The sequence below is a fragment of the Stenotrophomonas sp. YJH_SMC_135 genome (assembly GCF_059372355.1).
The window spans coordinates 1,205,807-1,229,161 of the sequence record NZ_JCAFVN010000001.1 but is presented as its reverse complement, the minus strand read 5'-3'; the positions used below and the strand labels follow the sequence as shown (position 1 = coordinate 1,229,161).

At 67.9% G+C, this 23,355-nt stretch carries 22 protein-coding genes; 2 read left to right on the top strand and 20 right to left on the bottom strand.

The window, feature by feature from the left end; translation table 11 throughout:
* The first annotated feature begins 80 nt into the window (after nucleotides 1-80).
* The gene (locus AC5P98_RS06185) at nucleotides 81-275 is read left to right on the top strand and encodes a heavy-metal-associated domain-containing protein (RefSeq protein ID WP_008267227.1); all 195 of its coding nucleotides are present in this window, start codon (nucleotides 81-83) and stop codon (nucleotides 273-275) included.
* An 80-nt stretch (nucleotides 276-355) separates the two neighbouring features.
* Here AC5P98_RS06185 and cueR read toward each other — a convergent pair whose 3' ends face one another.
* The 19 genes from cueR to hisS all read right to left on the bottom strand — a co-directional run bounded on the left by cueR (nucleotide 356) and on the right by hisS (nucleotide 21,067).
* Entirely contained in the window at nucleotides 356-811 is a 456-nt protein-coding gene (gene cueR, locus AC5P98_RS06180) for a Cu(I)-responsive transcriptional regulator (protein WP_049404083.1), read from the bottom strand.
* An 11-nt stretch (nucleotides 812-822) separates the two neighbouring features.
* Nucleotides 823-3,324, bottom strand: coding sequence for a heavy metal translocating P-type ATPase (locus AC5P98_RS06175; protein WP_049404080.1), 2,502 nt, complete (start codon nucleotides 3,322-3,324; stop codon nucleotides 823-825).
* A gap of 150 nt (nucleotides 3,325-3,474) precedes the next feature.
* The gene (locus AC5P98_RS06170; RefSeq protein WP_495229906.1) at nucleotides 3,475-6,432 is read right to left on the bottom strand and encodes a TonB-dependent receptor plug domain-containing protein; all 2,958 of its coding nucleotides are present in this window, start codon (nucleotides 6,430-6,432) and stop codon (nucleotides 3,475-3,477) included.
* Between the two features lie 378 nt (nucleotides 6,433-6,810).
* A complete protein-coding gene (locus AC5P98_RS06165; protein ID WP_049404077.1) occupies nucleotides 6,811-7,542 on the bottom strand; it encodes a copper homeostasis protein CutC in 732 nt (243 codons plus the stop codon).
* Nucleotides 7,539-8,537 carry a glycosylasparaginase gene (locus AC5P98_RS06160; RefSeq protein WP_041863371.1) on the bottom strand — a complete coding sequence of 333 codons (999 nt, stop codon included), beginning with the start codon at nucleotides 8,535-8,537 and terminating at the stop codon, nucleotides 7,539-7,541. Before AC5P98_RS06160 ends, AC5P98_RS06165 begins: the two co-directional genes overlap by 4 nt.
* 51 nt (nucleotides 8,538-8,588) lie before the next feature.
* Nucleotides 8,589-9,611 carry a glucokinase gene (locus AC5P98_RS06155; protein WP_032957988.1) on the bottom strand — a complete coding sequence of 341 codons (1,023 nt, stop codon included), beginning with the start codon at nucleotides 9,609-9,611 and terminating at the stop codon, nucleotides 8,589-8,591.
* 84 nt (nucleotides 9,612-9,695) lie between these two features.
* Nucleotides 9,696-9,980, bottom strand: coding sequence for a hypothetical protein (locus AC5P98_RS06150; RefSeq protein WP_005409434.1), 285 nt, complete (start codon nucleotides 9,978-9,980; stop codon nucleotides 9,696-9,698).
* Between the two features lie 36 nt (nucleotides 9,981-10,016).
* Entirely contained in the window at nucleotides 10,017-11,606 is a 1,590-nt protein-coding gene (locus AC5P98_RS06145) for a calcineurin-like phosphoesterase C-terminal domain-containing protein (RefSeq protein WP_049404074.1), read from the bottom strand.
* A gap of 154 nt (nucleotides 11,607-11,760) precedes the next feature.
* A complete protein-coding gene (gene hisIE, locus AC5P98_RS06140; protein WP_014646954.1) occupies nucleotides 11,761-12,381 on the bottom strand; it encodes a bifunctional phosphoribosyl-AMP cyclohydrolase/phosphoribosyl-ATP diphosphatase HisIE in 621 nt (206 codons plus the stop codon).
* Nucleotides 12,371-13,147 carry an imidazole glycerol phosphate synthase subunit HisF gene (gene hisF / locus AC5P98_RS06135; protein ID WP_014646953.1) on the bottom strand — a complete coding sequence of 259 codons (777 nt, stop codon included), beginning with the start codon at nucleotides 13,145-13,147 and terminating at the stop codon, nucleotides 12,371-12,373. Before hisF ends, hisIE begins: the two co-directional genes overlap by 11 nt.
* Nucleotides 13,141-13,875: a 1-(5-phosphoribosyl)-5-[(5-phosphoribosylamino)methylideneamino]imidazole-4-carboxamide isomerase gene (gene hisA, locus AC5P98_RS06130; protein ID WP_014646952.1), complete on the bottom strand. Its 735-nt coding sequence runs from the start codon at nucleotides 13,873-13,875 to the stop codon at nucleotides 13,141-13,143. Before hisA ends, hisF begins: the two co-directional genes overlap by 7 nt.
* Nucleotides 13,872-14,474, bottom strand: a complete 603-nt coding sequence (gene hisH / locus AC5P98_RS06125; protein ID WP_032957991.1) for an imidazole glycerol phosphate synthase subunit HisH — start codon at nucleotides 14,472-14,474, stop codon at nucleotides 13,872-13,874. Before hisH ends, hisA begins: the two co-directional genes overlap by 4 nt.
* The gene (hisB, locus tag AC5P98_RS06120) at nucleotides 14,471-15,544 is read right to left on the bottom strand and encodes a bifunctional histidinol-phosphatase/imidazoleglycerol-phosphate dehydratase HisB (protein ID WP_049418914.1); all 1,074 of its coding nucleotides are present in this window, start codon (nucleotides 15,542-15,544) and stop codon (nucleotides 14,471-14,473) included. Before hisB ends, hisH begins: the two co-directional genes overlap by 4 nt.
* A complete protein-coding gene (gene hisC / locus AC5P98_RS06115; RefSeq protein WP_049406501.1) occupies nucleotides 15,541-16,635 on the bottom strand; it encodes a histidinol-phosphate transaminase in 1,095 nt (364 codons plus the stop codon). Before hisC ends, hisB begins: the two co-directional genes overlap by 4 nt.
* Nucleotides 16,632-17,927, bottom strand: a complete 1,296-nt coding sequence (hisD, locus tag AC5P98_RS06110) for a histidinol dehydrogenase (protein ID WP_046430361.1) — start codon at nucleotides 17,925-17,927, stop codon at nucleotides 16,632-16,634. The genes hisC and hisD overlap by 4 nt, the downstream gene beginning before the upstream one ends.
* Complete coding sequence (gene hisG, locus AC5P98_RS06105; RefSeq protein ID WP_049406503.1) at nucleotides 17,924-18,835, bottom strand: ATP phosphoribosyltransferase; 912 nt, start codon at nucleotides 18,833-18,835, stop codon at nucleotides 17,924-17,926. The genes hisD and hisG overlap by 4 nt, the downstream gene beginning before the upstream one ends.
* A gap of 34 nt (nucleotides 18,836-18,869) precedes the next feature.
* On the bottom strand, nucleotides 18,870-19,178 hold the full coding sequence (locus AC5P98_RS06100; RefSeq protein WP_005416326.1) for a YerC/YecD family TrpR-related protein: 309 nt from the start codon (nucleotides 19,176-19,178) through the stop codon (nucleotides 18,870-18,872).
* Nucleotides 19,179-19,376: 198 nt separating this feature from the next.
* Entirely contained in the window at nucleotides 19,377-19,643 is a 267-nt protein-coding gene (locus AC5P98_RS06095) for a hypothetical protein (RefSeq protein WP_230374597.1), read from the bottom strand.
* Nucleotides 19,644-19,669: 26 nt separating this feature from the next.
* Nucleotides 19,670-21,067, bottom strand: a complete 1,398-nt coding sequence (hisS, locus tag AC5P98_RS06090) for a histidine--tRNA ligase (protein WP_049406507.1) — start codon at nucleotides 21,065-21,067, stop codon at nucleotides 19,670-19,672.
* A 127-nt stretch (nucleotides 21,068-21,194) separates the two neighbouring features.
* On the opposite strand from hisS, the gene AC5P98_RS06085 reads away from it, so the two are divergent.
* Entirely contained in the window at nucleotides 21,195-21,947 is a 753-nt protein-coding gene (locus tag AC5P98_RS06085; protein ID WP_010482595.1) for a Crp/Fnr family transcriptional regulator, read from the top strand.
* 102 nt (nucleotides 21,948-22,049) lie between these two features.
* Here the strand turns inward: AC5P98_RS06085 and thrC are convergent, their stop codons facing one another.
* A complete protein-coding gene (gene thrC / locus AC5P98_RS06080; protein WP_049406510.1) occupies nucleotides 22,050-23,336 on the bottom strand; it encodes a threonine synthase in 1,287 nt (428 codons plus the stop codon).
* Nucleotides 23,337-23,355: the final 19 nt, after the last annotated feature.

Below are 23,355 nucleotides of genomic sequence, written 5' to 3'. Positions count from 1 at the left end.
TCGTTCAGCCCGACGCTTGACCCTGCCATCGTTGGAAGGTGCACACTGGTCCCATCCCAAGAGCAGCGAAGGAGCTACAGATGGAATTCCATGTCGACGGCATGACCTGCGGCGGCTGTGCGCGCAGCGTGACCCGTGCGATCCAGCAGATCGATCCGAACGCCAGCGTGGTGGCCGATCCGCCGACCGGGCTGGTCAAGGTGCAGACTACTGCGTCGCAGGAACAGGTGTTCGCCGCGGTGAACGATGCCGGCTTCCCGCCGCGTACTGCCTGATCCCCTGCCCCCGTCTCACACAGAAAAGCCCGCCCGGTGCTGCTGCACCCGGCGGGCTTTTTCATGCACGCGATATCGATTCAATGCTTCTGTGCGCGTCGCCGCACCGCGCCGGTCTTGGCGGCGACGACCGGCACCGGGGCATCATGGTCTTCGCCCAACCGCTCCAGGATCGGGCACTCCGGGCGCTCGTCGCCCGCACAACAACTGATCAGCGATTTCAGCGTGTCGGCCATCTGCCGCATGTGCTCGATGCGCTGTTCCAGGTCGGCAATGTGCTGTTCGGCCAGGTGCTTGACGTCGGCGCTGTGCCGCGAGGTGTCGTTCCACAGGCCCAGCAGGTCGCCGATCTCGGCCACCTGGAAGCCGAGGTCGCGCGCGCGGCGGATGAAGCGCAGGCGGTGGATATCCGCCTGCGAATACGCCCGGTAGCCCGACTCGGTTCTATCAGCGGCGGGAATCAGGCCGATCTGTTCGTAGTAGCGGATCATCTTCGCCGACACGCTGGAGGCCTTGGCGGCTTCACCGATATTCATGCGGTTCTCCCTCAATGGATCGCGGCGGGGGCGTCCGCCATCGGCGGCTGGAAGCGGCGCAGGCGCAGCGCGTTGCCCAGCACGAACACGCTGGACAGTGCCATCGCACCGGCCGCGAACACCGGCGACAACAGCACGCCCCAGACCGGATACAGCACGCCGGCCGCCACCGGAATCAATGCGGTGTTGTAAGCGAAGGCCCAGAACAGGTTCTGGCGGATGTTGCCCAGCGTTGCCTTCGATAGTGCAATGGCATTCGGCACGCCCTGCAGGTTGCCCGACATCAGCACCACATCGGCCGACTCGACCGCGATATCGGTGCCGGTGCCGATGGCCAGGCCGACATCGGCCTGGGCCAGCGCCGGCGCATCGTTGATGCCGTCGCCGACGAAGGCGACATGGCCATGTGTGGCCTTCAAGCGGCGCACCGCCTCGACCTTGCCTTCCGGCAGCACCTCGGCCACCACTTCGTCGATGCCGAGCTGGCGCGCGATCGCCTGCGCGGTCCCGGCGTTGTCACCGGTGATCATCGCCACCTTAAGGCCAAACTGATGCAGTGCCGCGATTGCGGCCGGCGTGCTCGGCTTGATCGGATCGGATACCGCGATGATTGCGGCCAGGTGGCCGTCGATGGCGGCATACAGCGGCGACTTGCCCTGGATGCCCAGCTCTGCCGCCAGCGTCGCAAACAAAGTGATGTCCACGCCCAGGTCGCGCATGAAGCGATCGGCACCGACCTCCACGCGTGCACCCTCGACACTGGCCCGCACGCCCATGCCGGTGACCGATTCGAAGTCGACCATGCCCGGCAACGCGATGCCCTGGCCGGTCGCGGCATCAACAATCGCGCGGGCGATGGGATGCTCCGAGCGCGACTCCGTTGCGGCAACTGCCGCCAGCACCGTGTTGTGATCGAAGCCGGCAGCGATCTCCAGATCGGTCAGGCGCGGGCGCCCTTCGGTCAGCGTGCCGGTCTTGTCCACCGCCACCACCTGTGCATCCTTCAACAACTGGAGCGCTTCACCCTTGCGGAACAGCACACCCATCTCGGCGCCACGGCCGGTACCGACCATGATCGAGGTCGGCGTGGCCAGTCCCATCGCGCATGGGCAGGCAATGATCAGCACAGCTACCGCATTGACCAGCGCGAAGCTCAGCGCGGGCGAGGGCCCGAAGATCAGCCAGACTGCGAAGGTCGCCAGCGCGGCCAGCATCACCGCCGGCACGAACCACAGGGTGACCTTGTCGACCACCGCCTGGATCGGCAGCTTCGAGCCCTGCGCCTGTTCGACCATGCGGATGATCTGCGCCAGCATGGTCTGCGCGCCCACCGCCGTGGCACGTACCGTCAGTGCGCCCTTCTGGTTGACCGTACCGCCCACCACGCTGCTGCCCGGCTGCTTCTCGACCGGGATCGGCTCGCCGCTGATCATTGACTCGTCGATGTAGCTGCGGCCCTCGACCACCTCGCCGTCGACCGGCACGCGCTCGCCCGGGCGCACTTCCACCACGTCGCCGCTCAGCACTTCATTGACCGGGACATCCACCGTCCGGCCGTCACGGACCACGTGGGCAACCTTCGCCTGCAGATTGACCAGTCGCTTGATCGCCTCGGAGGTGCGGCCCTTGGCCCGGGCCTCAAGGAAGCGGCCGAGCAGGATCAGCGCGACGATCACCGCCGCTGCTTCGTAGTAGACGTTCACCGTGCCCGCCGGCAACAGCGTCGGCAGGAACGTCGCCACCACCGAGTAGCCAAACGCTGCAGCAGTGCCCACCGCCACCAGCGAATTCATGTCCGGCGCCAGCCGCAGCAGCGCGGGGATGCCCTTCTGGTAGAAGCGGCGGCCCGGGATGGCGAGCACCAGCGCGGTCAGCACGAACTGCAGGTACCAGCTGGCCTGCATGCCGATGGTGGACATCACCCATTCGTGTATGCCGGGGATCAGGTGCGACCCCATCTCCAGCACGAACACCGGCAGCGCCAGCGCGGAGGCCACGATCAGGTCGCGCTTCAGTTCGGCGCGCTCGGCATCCTTCTTTTCCGCGGCCTCGTCATCGGACTGCACGCCGGCTTCAATCACGCGTGCGTCATAGCCGGCCTTGTCGATCGCGGCGACCAGCGCTGCAACTTCCGCCACGCCACGCACGGTGGCGCGCTCCGTGGCCAGGTTCACGCTGGCCTGGCTGACGCCGGGCACGGCCAACAGCGCACGTTCGACTCGGCCCACGCAGGACGCACAGGTCATGCCCTCGACCGACAGCTCGGTGGTGGCAGCGGGCACGTCGTAGCCCACCCGCTCCACCGCCTGGATCAACGCGGCCCGATCGACCGGACCGGACGGGCGAATATCCGCGCGCTCGGTGGCCAGATTGACCGAAACACTGCCCACACCTTCGACCCTGGACAGCGCCGCCTCGACCCGGCCGACACAGCTGGCACAGGTCATGCCCTCGATGGGCAGGCTGATGGTGGCAGGGCTTGCGGGGGCCGCAGTGGCGCGGGGCGTGCTCATGATCGGATTCCCGGGGTTCCTTCTGGATGCGGACAGGCTAAACCTTGCCATCGTGGGAAGGTCAAATCCAGCCTGTCCGCAGTTCCTGAATGGGCGCCCGGGCGTCCATATCCACGCATGGCGTGGACCTACCGGCGGAGGCAGGTCACCTCAGAAGGTGAACACATACTCCAACGCGAACTCGCGGCCGACCGCGCCAAGCAGGCGGGTCGGAGCGAAGTCGTAATCCAGCTTGTACGGGTCCTTGTGGTTCCAGCTGGCGGCGTTGAAGGCGTTGTTGACGTACACGTTTACCTTCGCGTGTTCGGTCAGCTGGTAGCCCACGTTGAAGTTCCAGGTGATGAACGGCCCCACTCGACCGTAGTAGCGCGCCGTCTGCTGCCCGGCGTTGGGGTTCGGGTTCACCGAACCATCCGGCAGCCGTGCCGGCTCCAGGCAGTTCAGCGACGGGCTGTCACTGGGCACGTAGCCATCGGCGAACGGCAGGCAGCCACCGGGGTTGTCCAGGCGGTCGGTACCCCAGTGGTAGCGCACGCCCGGCACCGAACCGATGCGGTCGGCATAGACGTTGGCGTTCCAGTTGCCGCGCTGCCAGGCCAGGCTCGCGCGCAGCTTGCTGCGCAGGTCGCGATCGCGGCGTTCCGGATTCGGGTCGGCGGCGTAGCGTTGCTCCTTGGTCGAGATCTGGTTGGTGTAGTTCACGCCCAGCTGGAAGCTGCCCCACCGCGCGGTTTCCAGGCGATAGCGCGCGGTCAGGTCGATGCCGCGCACCTCGCGGCTGGCCAGGTTGAACGGGCCGCGCTCGATCGATACCAGGCGACCGTTGCTGTCACGGTTCACGCGGGCCAGGATGCCGGCGCAGTACTCGCCACCGGCCGGGTTGGCCCATGGCGTACCGTCCATGTTCTTGCCGGTCAGGCAGCCGGCCTCGCTGGCCAGCACCTCATCGGCGCCGACGTCGACGATCATGTCTTCCAGCTTGATCGCCCAGTAGTCGGCACTGACCGACAGGTTCGGCAGCACGTCCCAGACGAAGCCGACCGTCCACGAATCACCGGTCTCCGAGCGCAGCAGCGGCGTCCCACGCCGGTTCACGTCGAACGTGTACCAGACGTCGGTGTTGCCCACGCCACAGTTGTTGACCAGGTACGCGCCGCTCTGGATGCAGCGCAGGCGGTCATAGGTCTGCACTTCCGAACTGCTCGGCTGGCCCAGCAGGTAATGCATGTCCGGCGCATGGAAGCTGGTGGCGTATGAGCCACGCACCAGCAGCGATTCGACCGGGCGCCATTCCAGGCCGACGTTCCAGGTGGTTTCCTTCTGGCTGCCGATGTCCAGCGCTTCGCTGCTGTCATCGGCCTTGTAGTTGCCATAGCGGTCGTAGCGCGCGGCCGCAGTGGCGGTCACGCTGTCCAACAGCGGGATCTTGAACTCGACGCCGGCCGAGTAGCGGGTACGCTCACCGCCGCCGCGATCGACATTCTGCAGGTCGAAGTCGATGCCAGCGCGCGGGTCCGGACTGAGGTGATAGCCCTGCTGCGCGACTTCAGCCACCGCCGCAAACGAAATCGGGCCGGCCCAGCCCTGGAACAGCTCGCCGGTGATATCCGCCGACGCCTGGTTGACCCATGACGCCGCGCGGTTCTTCGCCACGGTCCCCATCTGCCAGTACTGGTCCGGCGTCAGCGGGTTCCACCAGCGCGATTCGTTCAACGCATAGATCGCCTCGCCATCGGCGGTGGTGCCCAGGCGCGGGCCAAGGAAGTAGTCATACGACTTCTGCTTGTCGACCACGTTCTGCCGTTCTTCCACGCGGTAATAGGAACGCCCCACCGTGGCACTCCAGTCAAAACGGTCGGCCAGGCGCCCGCGCAGGCCCGCGCTCCAGTCCCAGGACAGTTCGCGGTTGGTGTTGCGCAGCGTATCCAGGCCCCCGACTTCGTTCGGGGTGAACTGGCGCACGCCCAGGATCGGCCGGTTGCGGTTGGCATCCCAGTAATAGCCGTTGTCATCGTCGATCAGCGACACGCCGGGCGGATTGGTGCCCCAGATCGCTTCGGAGCGATACACCGCCAGGTTGGTCCAGACCTGCAGGTCATTGCTGAAATCGAAGGTGGCGTACAGGTTTCCGGACACGTTCTCGGCGCCGCCGGTAAGCAGCCAGTTGGCGTAGTCGGCGCTCATGCCGCACAGGCGGCCGGTGTTGGTGATGCGGTTGGCGGCGTAGTTGTAGACCAATCGATCGGCGGTGTAATACTCGCCGTCGAATTTTTCGCAGGTGCCGGTGGGCGGCGCCAGGCGCTGGCCCGTGGTCGGATCGATCAGCGCCAGACCGGCGGTGGGACGGAAGCCGACCTTGCGTTGTTCCATGTTCCAGGACGGGTACGGCGCATCGTCGGCATCGTCCATCTGCGGGCGATCACGCCCGAACAGCGGGTCGCGCTTGGTGTACTGCAGCGCGTAGGTCACGCTCCAGTTGTCGCCGGTCTTGCCACCGGCCCAGGACAGATCCCAGGTATCACGTCCGCCTTCGGTGGAAGTGCCGCCGCGCACGCGCACTTCGTCGCCGTCGTAGTTGGCTTTGAGGATGACGTTGACCACGCCGGCGATCGCATCCGAACCATAGATGGCCGAGGCGCCACCGGTCAGCACTTCAATGCGCTCCACCGCCGCGGCCGGAATGTTGCCGTAGTTGGAGAAGTTGGTTTCGCCACCGTAGGGCAGCGGGTAATCCGCTACACGACGGCCATTGACCAGCAGCAGCGAGCGGTTCGGGCCCATCCCGCGCAGGTTCAGGCCGCTGGCATTGGGCGTATGCGAGCCCCATTGCGATGCGGCTTCAACCGTGCCTGTGGCCTCGGTGAGGGTCTTCAGCGCGTCGTACACGCTGACAAAGCCTTCCTTCTGGATCTGCGCGGCGGTGATCACGTTGACCGGCGCCGGGCCCTCGACGCTGGCGCGCTTGATGCGCGAGCCGGTGACGGTGACCGCGTCCAGATCCTTGGTGGACGAACTGGCAGCTTCCTGCGCGCTGGCTGCCAGCGGCAACAGGGCCAGGATCAGGGCCTGGGACAGCAGGTGGCGACGCTTGTGGACGATCTGAGCCATGGGTGGTTGCTCTTCGAAGATGTGGACGCACGGGCGGACGGTGGCGCGGCACTACGACGGATCCAGGCGCTTGGATCGGTTCACGACCGATATGGCACCTCCCCTGTGGATCGATCCAAACTAAAGCACAGCTGAACCACGCCCGGCATGCGGCAACGCAGCAACAGCCGGCGAGATGCCGCTATCGGCTGCCGGTGTCCAGAACAATCAAAGAGTTGCGACGCATCGCTGACAGAACGGCGCACGAAGTAGTGACATGATCACGACAATCGCGCGCGGAACGGTTTTGTCCGTCGCGTGCCTGCGGCCGGGGTTGCGACAGGGGTCAGATCCCTTCGCAGAAGGGATCTGACCCCGGGCCATGCCCGACGGATTCGATCAGCCGTCCAGCGCCTGCCGCAGCGCGGCCACGGTAGCGGTGGCGGTCTGGCTCCAGTCCGGGTCCAGACCGCGCAGCGCCGGGTTCTGGAACTGCATCGCCGAGCGGCGCAGGCCTTTTGCGGAGGCGTGCAGTTCGGTACAGCCGGTCTGCCGCGCGACGGTTGCGATGTTGCCCGGGGCCAATCCGGCGCCAGCCATCACCGTGATGCGCCCCGCCGCCTGGGTGACCAGGCCCGCCAGCACATCGGCACCGGCCTCGGCGCTGGCCTGCCCGCCCGAGGTCAGCACGCGCTGGCAGCCCAGCCCGATCACCTGCTCCAGCGCCGCCGGCAGATCGCGGGCGGCGTCGAAGGCGCGATGGAAGGTCACCTGCAACGGCCCGGCGGCCTGCACCAGTTCCCGGCACAGCGCCAGGTCGATGCCGCCCTGCACGTCCAGCGCGCCGATCACCACACCATCGCAACCCAGCGCGCGGCACTGCGCGATGTCACGCAGCATCAGTTCGGTTTCCAGCGCGTCGTAGTGGAAGTCGCCCGGGCGTGGCCGCACCAGCACGAACAGCGGAATCGACAGGCGCTCGCGGGCCATCGCGATGCTGGCGAACGACGGCGTGGTGCCGCCCTCGGCCAGGTTGTCGAACAGTTCGATGCGGTCGGCGCCGCCGGCCTGCGCGGCCAGCGCCGAGGCCAGCGAGTTGCTGGCGATCTCCAGGATCCGCCGCGTACTCACGCCTGGGTGCTCGTGTAGATCGACGGCGAGTCACGCAGGTCATCCTGGCGCTGCGCATCGCACACCGCATAGACGAAGCCACGATGCAGCGCGTAGGCGCCGACCTCGCCCTGCTTGTTCATGGCCAGGAAGCACACCTGCAACGTTCTGCTCGCTTCCGGGCGCTTGCGCACCACGCGGTCGATGGCTTCACGGCAGGCCTGCGCCGGTGAACGCCCCTGGCGCATCAGCTCGACCACCAGGAACGAAGCCGCGTTGCGGATCATCTCCTCACCCACACCCGAAGCAGTGGCCGCGCCGACGTCGTTGTCGACGTACAGGCCGGCGCCGATGATCGGACTGTCGCCAACGCGACCGTGCAGTTTCCACGCCATGCCGCTGGTGGTGCAGGCACCGGCCAGCTGGCCCTTGGCATCCAGTGCCAGCATGCCGATGGTGTCGTGGTTGTCGCTGTTGCCGGGAATGCCACGGCGCTCGGCATTGATCTGCGGCTGGTACTTCTCGGTCTTCAGCCACTCGCGCCAGGCCGCTTCGGCCTGCGGCGTCAGCAGATGCTTGCGCTCGAACCCCTGCTGCACCGCAAACTGCTGCGCGCCCTCGCCGACCAGCAGCACATGCGGGCTGTTCTCCATCACTTTGCGGGCCACCGACACCGGATGCAGGATGTCCACCAGCGCGGCCACTGCACCACAACGGCCATCGCCGTCCATGATGCTCGCATCCAGGCTCAGCACGCCGTCGCGATCCGGATTGCCGCAATGGCCAACGGTAGGGTTGCACAGCTCGCTCTCGGCCCAGCGTGCGCCCGCCTCCACCGCATCCAGCGCGCTGCCACCCTGCGCCAGCACCTTCCATGCGGCCTGGTTGGCCGGTACGCCGAAGTCCCAGGTGGAGACCACCCGGGCCCCACCCTGCGTGCGCGCCTGCACGCCCGGCAATGCCGCCATGCCTGCGGCCAGTGCACCGGCCTGCAGGAACTGCCTGCGATCCACCATTTTCCCCTCCCAGTCTGCAATGCACGGCCGGCCCGATGCCAACCCTGCCGATCAGTCGTGCGTGGGCTGCCGTGCGGCGTGCCAGACCGCTGCGCCGAGCACGCCCAGCTGGCCATGCTCCACGCGCCACACCGGCACCTGGCGCAGCACCTCGGTCAGCACGCCCTTGTTGAGGAAGCGCTCACGGAAGCGGCCATCGGCCAGGAAATCCTGCACATGCGCGGAAATGCCACCGGCCAGGTACACCGAGCGCGCGCCGACGGCGATTGCCGCGTCGCCGGCCAGGCTGCCCAGCCACGCACAGAAGACCTGCAACGTTTCCACCGCCAGTGCATCCTCACCGCCACGCGCGGCGCCGATCAGCGCCTCCGTACTGTTCCACACCGGTGTGACGCCGCGCAGTTCGCACAGGCACGGATACAGGTTCATCAGGCCGCTGCCGGACAGCACGCGTTCGTTGTCCACGTGCGGCCAACGCTGCAGCAGGCGGCCCAGCACCTGCAGTTCCAGCGCGTTGCCGGCGCCCAGCGCGGCATGACCGATCTCGCTGGCCAGCACCGGACGCTCGCCATCAGCGAAACGCAGCGCGGCGCCCAGCCCGGTACCCGCGCCCAGTACCAGCGCCGGGAAGGCCTGCGCCGGATCGGCGTCACCGTTCAGTGGCACCAGGGTTTCCGGCTGCAGGTAGGGGATGGCCAGCGCCACCGCTTCGAAATCATTGATCAGCTGCAGTTCGTGCAGCCCGGACTGCGCGCGGGTGGCCGACAGCGAGACCGTCCACGGCAGGTTCGAGTTGATCAGCACATCGCCATCCAGCAGGCCAGCGATGGCGACCACCGCGGTCTGCACCGGTTGGCCGAGGCCGGCGGTGAAATCGGCGAGGATCGCGGCCAGGCTGGAATGCTCGGCACAGGCATAGGTACGGTGGCTGCCCAACAGCGGCGTCTGGCCGGGTCGGGTTTCTGCCAGCGCGAGCCGGGCAAAGGTGCCGCCGACATCGGCGACGACCAGACGGCGCGGAAGACCGCCGCGGGCGGAGTCGGAGGAAACCGTTGACGCTGCTGCGATGGTCACGCTGGCCTGCTTGGATCGATTGAATCGCCCCGATTCTCAGGCATCGGGACGGCTTTGCCTAGCGCGCCGGTGGTTCAGGTGAACCTACATGCCTTCCTGTTCGGCCACCTGCACCCCATCCACCAGCACGCGCAGGCGCTGTGGGCGGAAGCCAGCGAACAACAGCGGCCGGGTGCGCTCGACCAGCACTTCGTGGCCGGCGATGTGGCGCAGCCACGACTGTACCAGCGAGAACGAGAAGTGGGTGCCCGGATGCAGCGGGTGCTGCACCCAGACCTTCTCGGTGGCGCTCTGCAGCAGCATCGCGCCGGTGAACCAGTGGCGGCTGAGGGTCACCGGTGTGGTGCCGGCCATGAAGCGGATATCCATGCGGGGTCCTTTCGCTGGAGCGCTGGTGCGCGGGGGTCAGGGCTGGGCAGTCTGCAGGCTGTAGCTGGTGGTGGCGGTGAACACTGCGCCATCAGGCTGGGTGGAGCGTACCTCGACCTTATGGCTGCCCACTGCAAGATCGGTCGGCAGCGCGCCACGCCACAGGTGCGGCGACGCAGTGGCCTCGGGCGAACGGTCGTAGCCGCGCAGGCTGCTGGCCAGATCATCGGCCACGTTCTCCACCATCAGGCGCGGGTCGGGCTGGCTGACCTGCTTCATCGGCTGCCAGGCGCCGCCATCGACACGGTACTCGACCACGCTCCGATCCTCGCCCATGTAGACGTTGGCGTAGACACCCCACGCCGGGTAGGCCCCCTGGCGCAGCACCTTCGGCGCGTGCAGGCCGATCTGCTCGCTGGCCGGCCTGCCGGCCACGCGGTACTGCAGGCGATAGCTGCCGTTGCCGGCCACGTCGAGCAATGCATAGCCCTTCGGCGTGCCGTCGCTCATGGTGCTGTCCGGCACGCCAGCGGCATTCTTCACGCCCGACCAGAACGCACCGCAGTTGGCACCGACGTTGTATTCGTGCAGTGGCTTGTCGCCGTTCCAGCCCTCGGCCTTGCCGTGGTAGACGTGCTGCTGGGTGTGGCTGTGGCCGCTGAGCACCAGTACGTTGCGGAAGTCCTTCAGCAGGTCGAACAGGCGCTGGCGGTCAGCATGGCGGAAGGTCTCGCGCCCCGGCGCCGCGTCGAACAGCGGGATGTGCATGCCCAGCACCAGCAGGCGGTCCTTGTGCAGGCCCTTCAGGTAGCTGGCGAGGAAGGCGAACTGGTCTTCGCGCAGGCCGCCGATGTACTTCGGCCTGGCCTTGGGGTCGTACACCACGTCGTCCAGGAACACGAAACTGGCGCCGCCCTCTTCCACCGCGTAGGTGTCCGGGCCGTAGATGTTGCGCCAGCTGTCCAGTGAGTGTTCGTCGCTGGCCGCATCGAAGTCGAGGTCATGGTTGCCCGGCACGTGGAACCACGGCACGCCGAGTTCGGTGGTGACCTTGTTGATCGCCGGGTACAGGGTCAGGTCGTCGTTGACGATGTCGCCCAGGGTGGTGCCCATGCGTGCCCTGGTCTGGCCGACCAGTGGCGCCACGATCGACTGCTGGTAGTAGCCGATGTCCTTCAGGCTGGCGGTCTGCGAATCGGTGAACACCAGCATCTGGAAACCACGACGGCTGTCATGCCGATCCGACTGCAGGGCGAAGTCCCAGTTGCGGGTGACGTCGCTGGTCGCGGCGATGCCCCCGTACTTCAGCGCCGGCGAGCCGTTCGGGCGGTAGTGGCGCCAGGACGAAGGCAGGCCGTCCGCCGCCTTCGGGAAGGCGTAGGCATCGGGCTTGATCACGAATACGGTCTGGCCGTCGCGCACCGGCAGGCTGTAGCTGCCGTCAGCGGCAGTCTTGACGATGGTCTCGCCGTTGGAAACCTGCACCCCGGCCAGGCCCGGATCGGTCGCACCGCGGCCGGGCTTGCCGTCACGCTCCAGATAGACCTTGCCGCTGACCACGGTGTCCGCGGCCCAGGCCGGCGAGGTCAGCAACAGGCAGCACAGCCAGGCGGCAGGCAGTTTCATGGGCGGTCCGGGAAAGAAAGACCGCCTATTGTAGATTCCGTTGATGACATCGCGCACGCGGTGACGCATTCCCGGTAGTGCCGGCCGCTGGCCGGCAACCTCATGATCGTCGGGCATCGGCTGGTTGCCGGCCAGCGGCCGGCACTACCACGCTTCAACGATGGCGTTTTTCCAGCACCGCGCGCGCATCATCCAGCGACAGCCCGCGCGCGCGCAGCAGCACCAGCAGGTGGTACAGCAGGTCCGACGCCTCGCCCAGCAATGCCTCATCATCCTGCGCCACGGCGGCCAATGCGGTCTCCACGCCCTCCTCACCCACCTTCTGCGCGATGCGGCGGATGCCGCCTTCAAACAGGCTGGTGGTGTAGCTGCCGGGAGGGCGCTGCGCGTCACGCATGGCCACCAGCTGGCCCAGCCCACCCAGGAAATCCTTCGGCGCCTGGTCGAAACAGCTCTCGGCACCGGTGTGGCAGGTCGGCCCGGCCGGGCGCGCCATCACCAGCAGCGTATCGGCGTCGCAGTCGACACGGATCGACTGCACCACCAGCACGTTGCCGGACTGCTCGCCCTTGGTCCACAACCGCTGCTTGCTGCGGCTGAAAAAGGTCATGTGGCCGATGGCCAGCGTAGCCGCCAGCGATTCGGCGCTGACATAGCCCAGCATCAGCACCTGCAGGGTATCGGCATCCTGCACCACGGCCGGCAGCAGGCCGTCGCCCTTGCCCCAGTCCAGCGCCTGCAGCGCATCCAGCGATGGCCTCACTTCAATAGACATCCCGCACCTCGATCTGCTGTCCGCGCAGGTAGCGCTTCAATTCTGGAATGGCGATGGCGCCGCTGTGGAACACACTGGCCGCCAACGCACCGTCGACGTCGGCCTGGTCGAAGGCGTCGGCGAAGTGCTCCATCGCTCCGGCACCACCGGAGGCAATCAGCGGCACCTGGCACAGCGCCCGCGCCTGCTGCAGCTGCACGACATCGTAGCCACGGCGCACACCGTCGCTGTCCATGCAGTTCAGCACGATCTCACCGGCTCCACGCCGTTGCGCTTCGACGATCCAGTCGAGCGTGCGCAGCGGCACCGCCTGGGTCTTGTCCGGATCGCCGCTGAAACGACGCACCCGCCATTGCCCGTCGGCCTCGCGCACCGAATCGACCCCCACCACAACGCACTGCACGCCGAACTCGTCCGCCAGCTCGGTGATCAGCTCCGGCCGGCCCAGCGCCGGCGAATTGATCGACACCTTGTCGGCACCGGCGAACAGCACGCGGCGCGCGGTTTCCACGCTGTCGATGCCACCGGCCACACAGAACGGAATGTCGATCAGGCGCGCGATGCGCTCGATCCAGGCGACGTCAACCGACCGTGCCTCGGGACTGGCGCCGATGTCATAGAACACCAGCTCGTCCGCGCCCTGGTCGCGATAGCGCTGTGCCAACTCGGCGATGTCGCCCATGTCGACGTGATCGCGGAAGCGCACGCCCTTGACCACGCGGCCATCGCGCACGTCCAGGCACGGAATGATGCGGCGGCTCAACATGCCAACGCCTCGCTCAGGTCCATGCGCTGCTCCAGCAGTGCCTTGCCGAGGATGGCACCTCCGCAGCCGGCGGCACGCGCCTCGGCCACATCGGCCACGTCACGGATGCCACCGGACGCCTGCACCGCCACACCCGGCAACAGCGCCGACAGGTGCTGGTAGAGGCTGATGTTGGGCCCGGCCAGCATGCCGTCGCGGGCGATGTCGGTGCACAGCAGATGGCGCATGCCGGCGCGCGCGTAGCGCCGGGCCAGGTCATCCAGGGTCACCCCGGCGTTCTCGGTCCATCCGTGCACCGGCAGCTGCCACTGCCCCTGTGCGTCCTGGCGCGCGTCCAGCGCAATCGTGATGCGATCGGCGCCGAATTCCTCCAGCCAGCCGACCACTTCATCGGGACGACGCACCGCCAGCGAACCCACCACCACGCGGCCGGCGCCAGCGTCGAGGATGCGCGCCACATCGTCGCGGCCGCGCACGCCACCGCCGGTCTGCACCTGCAGCGGGGTCTGCGCACGAATGGATGCCAACAGCGGCGCCAGCGTGTAGCCACCGGCCCGTGCGGCATCCAGGTCGACCAGATGCATCCACTGCGCGCCCTGCGCGGCGAAGGCCTGCGCGCGCGGCAGAGGGTCATCCCCATAGGAGGTTTCCTGCGCGTAGTCGCCCTGGCGCAGCCGCACCACGCGGCCGTCGCGGATATCCAGCGCGGGGTAGACGATGAAACTCATGCAGCAGTGCCCTCGAGGAAGTTGCGCAGCATCAGCGAGCCGGTCTCGCCGGAGCGCTCGGGATGGAACTGTGCGCCGTAGTAGCGCCCCTGCTCCACCACGGCGGTGAACAGGCCACCGTGGTCGCAGGCAGCGACGGTGTGGGTATTGAGCGGCGCCGCATAGCTGTGCACGAAGTAGGCGCTGGCGCGTTCCGGCACGCCCTGCAGCAACAGCGATTCGCGCAGCGGCAGCAGGCGGTTCCAGCCCATGTGCGGCACGCGGATGCCACAGGCCGGCACCAGCTTGCGTACCACGCCCGGAATCAGTCCCAGTGTCTCTACGCCCGCTTCCTCGGAGCGTTCGAACAGCAGTTGCATGCCAAGGCAGATGCCCATCAACGGCACCTCCAGTCGCTGCAGCGGTTCCACCAGGCCCTGAGCGTGCAGGCGCTGCATGCCGGGACCGGCGGCGCCGACGCCGGGCAGGATCACCCGCCGCGCACCAACCAGGCCGTCCGCATCGCGCACCAGCCGCACCGTCGCGCCCAGGCGCTCCAGTGCGTAGCGCACCGAGCCCAGGTTGGCGCCACCGGCATCGATCAGCGCAACATCGCTCACAACGCCCCCTTGGTACTCGGCAGTGCCGTGCCCTGCCGGGCCAGCGCCGGACGCAGCGCGCGCGCCAGCGCCTTGAAGCAGGCCTCCACCTTGTGGTGATCGTTGTCGCCGCGCACCTGCAGGTTGAGGTTCAAACCGCTGGCATCGCACAGCGAACGGAAGAAGTGCGGCACCAGCTCGGTCGGCATATCGCCCACGCGCTCGCGCTTGAACTCGCCCTCGAACACGAAATAGGGACGGCCGCTGAAGTCCAGCGCAGCGCTGGCCAGGGTCTCGTCCATGGGCAGGGTGAAGCCGTAACGGCCAATGCCGCGCTTGTCGCCCAACGCCTCGCGCAGGGCCTGGCCCAGGGCCAGCCCGGTGTCCTCGATGGTGTGGTGCTCGTCGATGTGCAGGTCACCCTCGGCCTGGATGTCCAGCGCGAAGCCGCCGTGCTTGCCGATCTGCTCCAGCATGTGGTCGAAGAACGGCAGGCCGGTGGCGATGCGTGCATCGCCCGCGCGGTCCAGGTCGAGCTCAACGCGGATCTTCGTTTCTTTGGTGTTGCGCTGGACAACGGCGGTGCGCGGCGCGTCGGCCAGCGCATGGGCGATGCCCGGCCAGTCCCACTCCCCACCAAACTGCGCGGTGCGCAGCTGGAAACCACGGATGTTGAGGTTGTCGGCAAACTGCAGGTCGGTGATGCGGTCACCGACCATGCCCGAGCGTGCCCAGTCGATGCTGCGGTCCTGCAGGTAGGCGGTCATCAGGCCGATGCCTGGCTTGCGGGTCGGCGCATTGTCCTGCGGCCAGCTGGAATCGATCAGCACGTCACGGAAGGTGATGCCCTGGCTCTCGAAGATCTGCAGCATCAGGTCGTTGGGGCCATCGAAGCTGGCGCGCGGGTAGCTGTCGCTGCCGAGGCCGTCCTGGTTGGTGACGATCACGAACTGGTAGCCGGCATCACGCAGCTTCAGCAGCGCCGGGATCACCTGCGGCACGAAGCGCAGCTTTTCGTAGGCGTCGATCTGGAAGTCGGACGGCTCCTCGATGAGGGTGCCGTCGCGGTCAATGAACAGGATCGGGGTCATGCTGCGGCCCTCCGCGCCGACAGGGCCGCAAGCACGCGGCCATTCTCTTCGGGGCTGCCGATGCTGATGCGCAGCGCATCACCCAGCTGCGGCGCAGCGCGCTGGTCGCGCACCACCACGCCTGCAGCCAGCAGCGTATCGAACGCGGACTGGGGATCGGCGAAGCGGACCAGCAGGTAGTTGCCGGCCGAGGCATACACCCGGCACACGCCGGGCAGGCCGACCAGGGCTGCACGCAGGCGCTCGCGCTCGGCGATCACCGTGGTCACGCGCTCGGCGGTGCGCGCCAGCGCGGCCGGCTGCAGTGCCTGCACGGCCAGTTCCGCGCACGGCGTCGGCACCGGGTACGGCGCCTGGCAGCGACGCAGCAGGGCAATCAGCTCCGGGGCAGCGATCAGCGTGCCAACGCGGGCGGCCGCGAGCGCGTGCGCCTTCGACAGCGTGCGCAGCACCGCCAGATTGGCGTGCGCGGCCAGCAACGTGGTCGCCGACGGCCGTTGTGCATACTCGACATAGGCCTCGTCCACCACGACCAGCGCCTGCCCGCGCAGCGCAACCGCCACGCGCTCGACCTCATCCAGGGCGATGTCACTGCCGGCCGGGTTCGACGGCGCACACAGGAACACCAGCTTGGCACCCTGCGCCTTGGCCGCGTCGATCACCGCATCCAGATCGGTGCGCAGTCCATCCTCGCTGTCCACCAGCGGCACTTCAATCAAGGCGGCACCCTGCAGGCGTGCGCAGACGGCGTACATGCCAAACACCGGCGGCGTGACCAGCACGCCATCGCGACCCGGCACGCACAGCGCGCGCACCAGCAGATCAATGGCTTCGTCGCTGCCGCGACCGATCAGCAGCTGCTGTGGCGTCACGCCGTACAGCGCCGCCAGTCCCTCGCGCAGCGCGAGCGGCTGCGGCTCCGGATAGCGCCGGCTGCTGCCTGCGGGATCGGCCGCATTGGCCCAGGCCGACTCATTGGCATTCAACCAGACCTCGCCCTGCACCGCCGCGCTGCGTGCCGAGCTGTAGCCGGCGAAGGCCTGCAGGTCCGGGCGCACCAGTGCCAGCACCTCATCGATCGCCGCGCTCATGCCGCCACCTCCATGCGCAACGCAACGGCACGCTCGTGCGCATCCAGGCCTTCGGCACGGGCGATGATGCGCGCGCAGCCGCCGATCGCGGCCAGGCCGGCGGCGCTGGCGCTCTGCACGCTGATCAGGTTCTGGAAGCTGGCAACGCTCACGCCGCTGTAGGCACGCGCGGCACCGGCGGTGGGCAATACGTGGTTGGTGCCGCTGCAGTAGTCACCCAGTGCTTCGGGGGTGTAATCGCCCAGGAACACCGAGCCGGCCGCCTGCACCTTGTCCAGCCATGCGCGCGGATCACGCAGGGCCAGGATCAGGTGTTCTGGTGCATAGCGGTTGCTGATCGCGAACGCCTCGTCCAACGAATCAACCTGCACCAGCCGCGATGCCGACAGTGCCTGCCGCGCGATCTGCTGGCGCGGCAGCAGGGCCACCTGGCGCTCAACCTCGGCTTCGACCGCCGCCAGCATCACGGCGTCGTCGGTCAGCAGCAGCACCTGCGAATCCGGACCGTGCTCGGCCTGCGACAGCAGGTCGGCGGCGACGAACGCCGGATTGGCGCCAGCATCGGCAATCACCAGCACCTCCGAAGGACCGGCAGGCATGTCGATGGCGGCGGCGCCGTCCTGTGCGACCTGCTGCTTGGCTTCGGTAACGAAGCTGTTGCCCGGCCCGAACAGCTTGTCGCAGGCCGGAATGCTGGCCGTGCCATAGGCCATCGCCGCGATCGCCTGCGCGCCGCCCAGCTTGAACACGCGCTGCACGCCGGTCAGGCGGGCGGCTACCAGCACTGCCGGATCGGCACTGCCGTCGGCGCGCGGCGGGGTGCACAGCACCACCTGCGGGCAACCGGCCAGCTGCGCCGGCACGCCCAGCATCAACGCGGTGGACGGCAACGGCGCGCTGCCAGCCGGTACGTACAGGCCCACCCGGCCGATCGGCCGCAGCATGCGTTCGCAGACCACGCCCGGCGCGGTTTCAACTGCATAGCCTTTGCCCATGCCAGCGGCGTGGAAGCGCGCAATGCGTTCGGCGGCGTCCACCATCGCCTGTCGCAGTTCGGCGGGCACGGCGGCTTCGGCAGCGGCGAATTCGGCTTCGGAAACTTCAAACGAGGCCAGCTCGACGCCATCGAAACGCGCCGTAATTGCACGCAGCGCGTCGTCGCCCTGTGCACGCACCTGCGCGATCAGGGCCGCTACGGCATCGCGGGTCTGCTGCGCCACGGCCTGCACCGGGCGGGTCAATGCCGCGCTGCGCGCGGCCTCATCAAGTCGGGACCAGATCAGACGGTTCATGCCAGCGACCGCTCCACGCTCAATACCATCAGGCCCTGCGCGCCCGCACGCTCGAGTTCTTCCATGCGCTGCCAGCTCAGCGGGCCGGGGCACATGGTCTGCAGGCGCAGCGCGCCACCATCGGCCGGCAGCCGCACCAGCGGCTCGGCATCGGCCAGCAGCTGCGCCAGCGCGTCGACGCGATCTTCGCTGGCACGGAACATCAGCAGCTTGCGGTCCTGGCGCTGCACCACGCCGTCGAGGCGGCGCAGCAGCATCGCGCGCAGCGATGCACGTGCGTCATCCGGCACGCGCACCGCACCAGCCAGCACCGCCTCGCTGTCGAGCAGGTTGTGTACCGGGGTCAACTGGTTGGCACGCAGCGTGGCGCCGCTGGAGACCAGATCGCAGATCAGGTCGGCGGTACCCAGGCGCGGGGCGATTTCCACCGACCCGGACAGCTCGACCACCTGCGCGTCCACGCCCTGCTCCGCCAGCCACTGCTTGAGGATGGCCGGGTAGCTGGTGGCGATGCGGGTGCCGGCCAGCTGCGCCGGACCCTGCCACTGCCATTCCTCGGGCACCGCCAGCATCAGCCGGCACTGGCCGAAGCCCAGCCCGCGCAGCGCCTGGTAGGCGTCCGGCAGGCCGATCTGGCGGCGTGCTGCGGCCTGCTCGTCCAGTTCATTGCGACCGACGATGCCGAGGTCGCAGACGCCATCGGCGATCAGGCCGGGGATGTCGTCGTCGCGCACCAGCAACAGGTCCACCGGCAGCGATTCGCCGTAGCAGAACAGCTTGTCGCGGCTCTCGCGCCAGCTCAGACCACAGGCGCTGAGCAGGTTGCGGGCGGGCTCGGCCAGCCGGCCGCTCTTCTGGATGGCGATACGCAGCCGGTCTCGTGCCGGCGCTGCCTGGGATGCACTCATGGGGGAGGTCTCGAAGTTCGGAACGGGGCGCGGATCAGCGCGAAGCAAGGCGGTCGATGGCGGCGGCATAGCCTCGATGGCCGTGCTCGAGCGTGCGTGCCACCCGTCCGGTGGTGGTCACGCTGACGCCGGTGCGCTCGTGGATCTCGCGGTACGGCACGCCCTGCTGCAGCAGCGGCACCACCTTCCAGCGGTCGGCCATGGCCTCCAGCTCGGCCGGGGTGCACAGGTCGCGCAGGAATGCCTCGACCTGCTCCGGCTCGCGCAGCGCGGCAAAGGCCCGGGCCAGGGCTTCCAGGTCGGCCTTCGGGTCTTTGGCGGCAATCTCGGGGCGGGCTTTCACGGGGTCGGGTCCATGCATCAATGTAATAGCGCGTTAGTACATTAACGCATTCTTGCGCAGTGCGTCAAATCGGAGCCTCATGGGGTCAGATCCGTTTTCCAGAGGAAAACGGATCTGACCCCTGGACCGGATGCCGGAAACGCAGAACGCCCACCAAAGGGCGGGCGTTCTGCTTTCAAATCAACAACCTGGCTCGACTCAGGGCAGGCAACGCACCTCCGCCTGCAGCGTCCCGCGCCGCAGGCACTCCCCGAACAGGCTGCCCTGCCGGCTCGGCAGGGACTGGATGTTCTGCAACGCCCCTGCACCCGCCGGGCACGTCCGCGAGGCCAGGGCCCGCAGGTCGCCCTCAAGCTGCGCGCGGTCGATCACGTGACAGCGATCAACCTGCAGCCGGTACTGCGCCGGGCCCAGCCGATCACTGCGCAGCACCGGGTCACTCTGGCAGCCCGCCAGCAGGAGCACGCACAGCGCCCCTGCGGCGGCCCGCATCACGCCATTGCCCTGGACTGCTCCAGCTCCACCAGCAGGGTGCTGGCCAGCTCGTCGCGCGACACTTCGAACTGCTGTTCACGCAGCAGGTCCTTCACCGCCACCACGCCGCGCGCGAGCTCGTCTTCACCGGCCAGCACCACGAAGCGGATGCCGGCCTTGGCCGCGTACTGGAACTGCTTGCCGATCTTCTTCGGCTCCATCTGCACTTCGGTATTGATGCCACCGGCGCGCAGGCGGCGCGCGATGTCCAGCGACTGCGGCATGCCCTGCTCGTCCATCAGCGCCACCAGCGCCTGCACGCTGCTGGCTTCGATGCCGTCGATCAGGCCCGCCTCGCGCAGCTGCCAGAACAGGCGCGACAGGCCGATGGAGATACCCACGCCCGGCAGCTTCGACTTGCTGTAGTGGCTGGCCAGGTCTTCGTAACGGCCGCCCGAACAGATCGAGCCGATCTGCGGGTGGTCGGTCAGCGTGGTCTCGTAGACGGTGCCGGTGTAATAGTCCAGGCCGCGCGCAATGGAGAAGTTCAGGCAGTATGCGGTTTCCGGCACGCCCAGCGCCTGCACCAGCTGCAGCACTTCGCGCAGTTCGGCGACGCCGGTACGCAGGATCTCCGAAGAACCGGCGTCGGCTTCCAGCGTGGCCAGCTGCGCCAGCGCATCGGCATGGCCCTGCGAACGCACAGCGACGAAGGCCAGGATCTTCTCGACCTGTTCTGCCGGGATGTTGAAGCCCTCGCCCACCAGCGTCTCGCGAACGTAATCGGCGCCACGCTTGTCCAGCTTGTCCACTTCGCGCAGCACCGCCAGCTGGCGCTCGCCTTCAGCCACGCCCAGGCTCTCGAAGAAGCCGCGCATCAGCTTGCGGTTGTTCAGCTGGATGCTGAAGTCACCGATGCGCAGTTCCGAGAACACCGCATGGATGACCGCCAGCACTTCAGCGTCGTACCGCACGCTCAGGCTGTCCTTGCCGATCACGTCGATGTCGCACTGGTAGAACTCGCGGAAACGACCGCGCTGGGCACGCTCGCCGCGGTACACGCGCTGCATCTGGTAACGGCGGAACGGGAAGGTCAGTTCGTGTTCGTGCTCGGCCACGTAGCGTGCCAGCGGCACGGTCAGGTCGAAGCGCAGCGCCATTTCCGGCAGCGAACGGTCGCCCGACTCGGCCGCGTTGGCCAGCGCGCCGGTGGACTGCACGAAATACACCTGGCGCTCGGTCTCACCACCGGACTTGGTCAGCAGCACGTCGGACAGCTCGAACACCGGCGTCTCCACCGGCAGGAACCCGAAGCGCTCGTAGTTGCGGCGGATGACGTCCAGCATGCGCTGGAACGCAATCTGCTCGCGCGGCAGCAGCTCAAGGGTGCCGGGCGGGGTACGGGGCTTGATCACGGGCGGAACTCCTGCTGGAACGGGACGTGGGAGGGGGCAACATTCTAGCGCCCCCGCCTCCGGCAGGGTCGAACGGCCGCTTGAAGTATCATAAGGCCCTCCCCGCCCGCGATACGCCCCCCGCAACATGTCACGGCCTTCCGGCGCTCCGCCCGCCACCAACGATCCCGCCTCGCCGTCCTGCACCACGCTGGACTGCCTGCACTGCTCGGTTCGGCACCTTGCGGTGTGCTCGGCGCTGTCGCCAGACGAAGTGCAGGCGCTGGAACAGGTCACCGTCTCGCAGCAGGTCAGCATGGGCAGCACGCTGGCCCGCACCGGCGAAGAGCGCGACCATGTCTATACATTGACCGCCGGCGCACTGCGCCTGGTGCGCACCCTGGCCGACGGCCGGCGCCAGATCAACGGTTTCGTGCTGCCCGGCGACTACCTGGGCCTGAGCGGCAGCGACCACCATCGCTACGACATCGAGGCCATCGCCGACAGCCGCGTGTGCCGTGTCGCGCTGCCACAGATGAAGGCCCTGCGCAGCCGCTTCCCGCACCTGGAGCGCAAGCTGCTGCAGCGCGCCTGCCAGGAACTGGATGCCGCACAGGATGCTGCGCTGGCGCTGGCACGCCTGCAGCCGGCCGAGAAGCTGGCCGATTTCCTGCTGCGCCTGGCCGCGCGCGAGGCCAAGCTGGGGGGCGACGGCCTGCGCGTGTCGCTGCCGATGGGCCGCGGCGATATCGCCGACCATCTGGGCCTGACCATGGAAACGGTCAGCCGCACCTTCACCAAGCTGCGCCAGCAGGGGCTGATCGCCCTGCCCCACCTGAACGTGGTGGAGATCCTCGACGAGGATGGGCTGCGCACGCTGGCCGGTGAAGGGTTGATCTGACCGTATCGCGGTTGGTTGGGTTGCCGGCCAGCGGCCGGCACTACCGGAAGGATGCAACACGGGTGGTGCCGGCCGCTGGCCGGCACCCGCCTCCATCTGCGATCAACGCAGCAACACCTCGCGCAACGCCGCGTAATCCGCCGCCAATGGTTCGGCGTGCGCCGGTCGCTGCAGCAACGCATCCAGCGCAGGCGGCACCGCCACCGTTTCGCCGATCAGCGGCTCGACCACAGCCTCGAACTTGGCTGGATGCGCCGTAGCCACCACCGCCCAGTCGCCCTTGGCACCGCGCGCGCGCAGATCCTGCAGCACCTTCACCGCCGTCGCCGTGTGCGGGCAGAACAGCTCGCCGCGGCTGGCATGCGCTGCGGCAATCGTCGCGCGGATGGTCACGTCATCCACCGCGAACGCGCGGAAAGCTGCACGCAGCTCTGCGTCGTCGCCGTGGTAGAGCCAGCGCAGTCGCTCGAAGTTGCTCGGCGCACCCACGTCCATTGCATTGGCCACCGTCGCCACACTGGCCTGCGGCTGGTAGTCGCCACCATTGAAGTACGCCGGCAGCACGGCATTGGCATTGGTGGCCAGCACGATCTGGCCGATCGGCACGCCCAGCGCGCGCGCCAGCACGGCCGCCATCGCGTTGCCCAGATTGCCGGTCGGCACCACCAGGTTGAGCCGGCGACGATGCGCGGCGTAGTGGGTCAACGCTGCATGCGCGTAGTAGCTCATCTGCGGCAGCAGTCGGCCCAGGCTGATGCTGTTGGCCGAGCTCAACGGCACCTGCGCCTGCAGTTCGCGGTCGGCCAGCGCCTGCTTGACCATCGCCTGGCAATCGTCGAATACGCCCGTCACGCGCAGGGCCTGGATGTTGTCGCCGAAACAACCGAGCTGATGCGCCTGGCGCGGAGACACGCGGCCCTCCGGATACAGCACCACCACGCGCACGCCCGGCTGGCGATGGAAGGCCGCCGCAACGGCGGCACCCGTATCGCCGGACGTGGCGACGACGATCGTCAGATCGCGATCCTTGCCGACCTGCAGCCGCGACAGCGTACCGGCCAGGAAGCGCGCGCCGATATCCTTGAATGCCGCCGTCGGCCCATGGAACAGCTCCAGCACATGGTCACCCTCGCCGAGTGCACGCAGCGGCACCGGGAAGTCGAACGCTTCGCGGCAGATCCCCGGAAGCGCAGTCTCAAGTGCGTCGCCCGCAAACAACGGTGCCAGCAGATCGGCGGCGGTATCGGCCAGGGTCGCCCCGGCCTGCAGCTTGCGCGCGGCCGACAGATGCGCGGGAACATACAGCCCGCCATCGGGCGCCAATCCAGCGGCGATCGCCGCGCTGAGGCCAACGGCGGGAGACTGCCCGCGTGTCGAAACAAATTGCATGGGATCGGTTTCCAGAGAA

Bases quoted from the DNA above. Each gene is read 5' to 3' on its own strand.
- AC5P98_RS06185 (WP_008267227.1), top strand. From the start codon at position 81: ATGGAATTCCATGTCGACGGCATGACCTGCGGCGGCTGTGCGCGCAGC.
- cueR (WP_049404083.1), bottom strand. From the start codon at position 811: ATGAATATCGGTGAAGCCGCCAAGGCCTCCAGCGTGTCGGCGAAGATG.
- AC5P98_RS06175 (WP_049404080.1), bottom strand. From the start codon at position 3,324: ATGAGCACGCCCCGCGCCACTGCGGCCCCCGCAAGCCCTGCCACCATC.
- AC5P98_RS06170 (WP_495229906.1), bottom strand. From the start codon at position 6,432: ATGGCTCAGATCGTCCACAAGCGTCGCCACCTGCTGTCCCAGGCCCTG.
- AC5P98_RS06160 (WP_041863371.1), bottom strand. From the start codon at position 8,537: ATGGTGGATCGCAGGCAGTTCCTGCAGGCCGGTGCACTGGCCGCAGGC.
- AC5P98_RS06150 (WP_005409434.1), bottom strand. From the start codon at position 9,980: ATGGATATCCGCTTCATGGCCGGCACCACACCGGTGACCCTCAGCCGC.
- AC5P98_RS06145 (WP_049404074.1), bottom strand. From the start codon at position 11,606: ATGAAACTGCCTGCCGCCTGGCTGTGCTGCCTGTTGCTGACCTCGCCG.
- hisIE (WP_014646954.1), bottom strand. From the start codon at position 12,381: ATGTCTATTGAAGTGAGGCCATCGCTGGATGCGCTGCAGGCGCTGGAC.
- hisF (WP_014646953.1), bottom strand. From the start codon at position 13,147: ATGTTGAGCCGCCGCATCATTCCGTGCCTGGACGTGCGCGATGGCCGC.
- hisA (WP_014646952.1), bottom strand. From the start codon at position 13,875: ATGAGTTTCATCGTCTACCCCGCGCTGGATATCCGCGACGGCCGCGTG.
- hisB (WP_049418914.1), bottom strand. From the start codon at position 15,544: ATGACCCCGATCCTGTTCATTGACCGCGACGGCACCCTCATCGAGGAG.
- hisC (WP_049406501.1), bottom strand. From the start codon at position 16,635: ATGAGCGCGGCGATCGATGAGGTGCTGGCACTGGTGCGCCCGGACCTG.
- hisD (WP_046430361.1), bottom strand. From the start codon at position 17,927: ATGAACCGTCTGATCTGGTCCCGACTTGATGAGGCCGCGCGCAGCGCG.
- hisG (WP_049406503.1), bottom strand. From the start codon at position 18,835: ATGAGTGCATCCCAGGCAGCGCCGGCACGAGACCGGCTGCGTATCGCC.
- AC5P98_RS06085 (WP_010482595.1), top strand. From the start codon at position 21,195: ATGTCACGGCCTTCCGGCGCTCCGCCCGCCACCAACGATCCCGCCTCG.
- thrC (WP_049406510.1), bottom strand. From the start codon at position 23,336: ATGCAATTTGTTTCGACACGCGGGCAGTCTCCCGCCGTTGGCCTCAGC.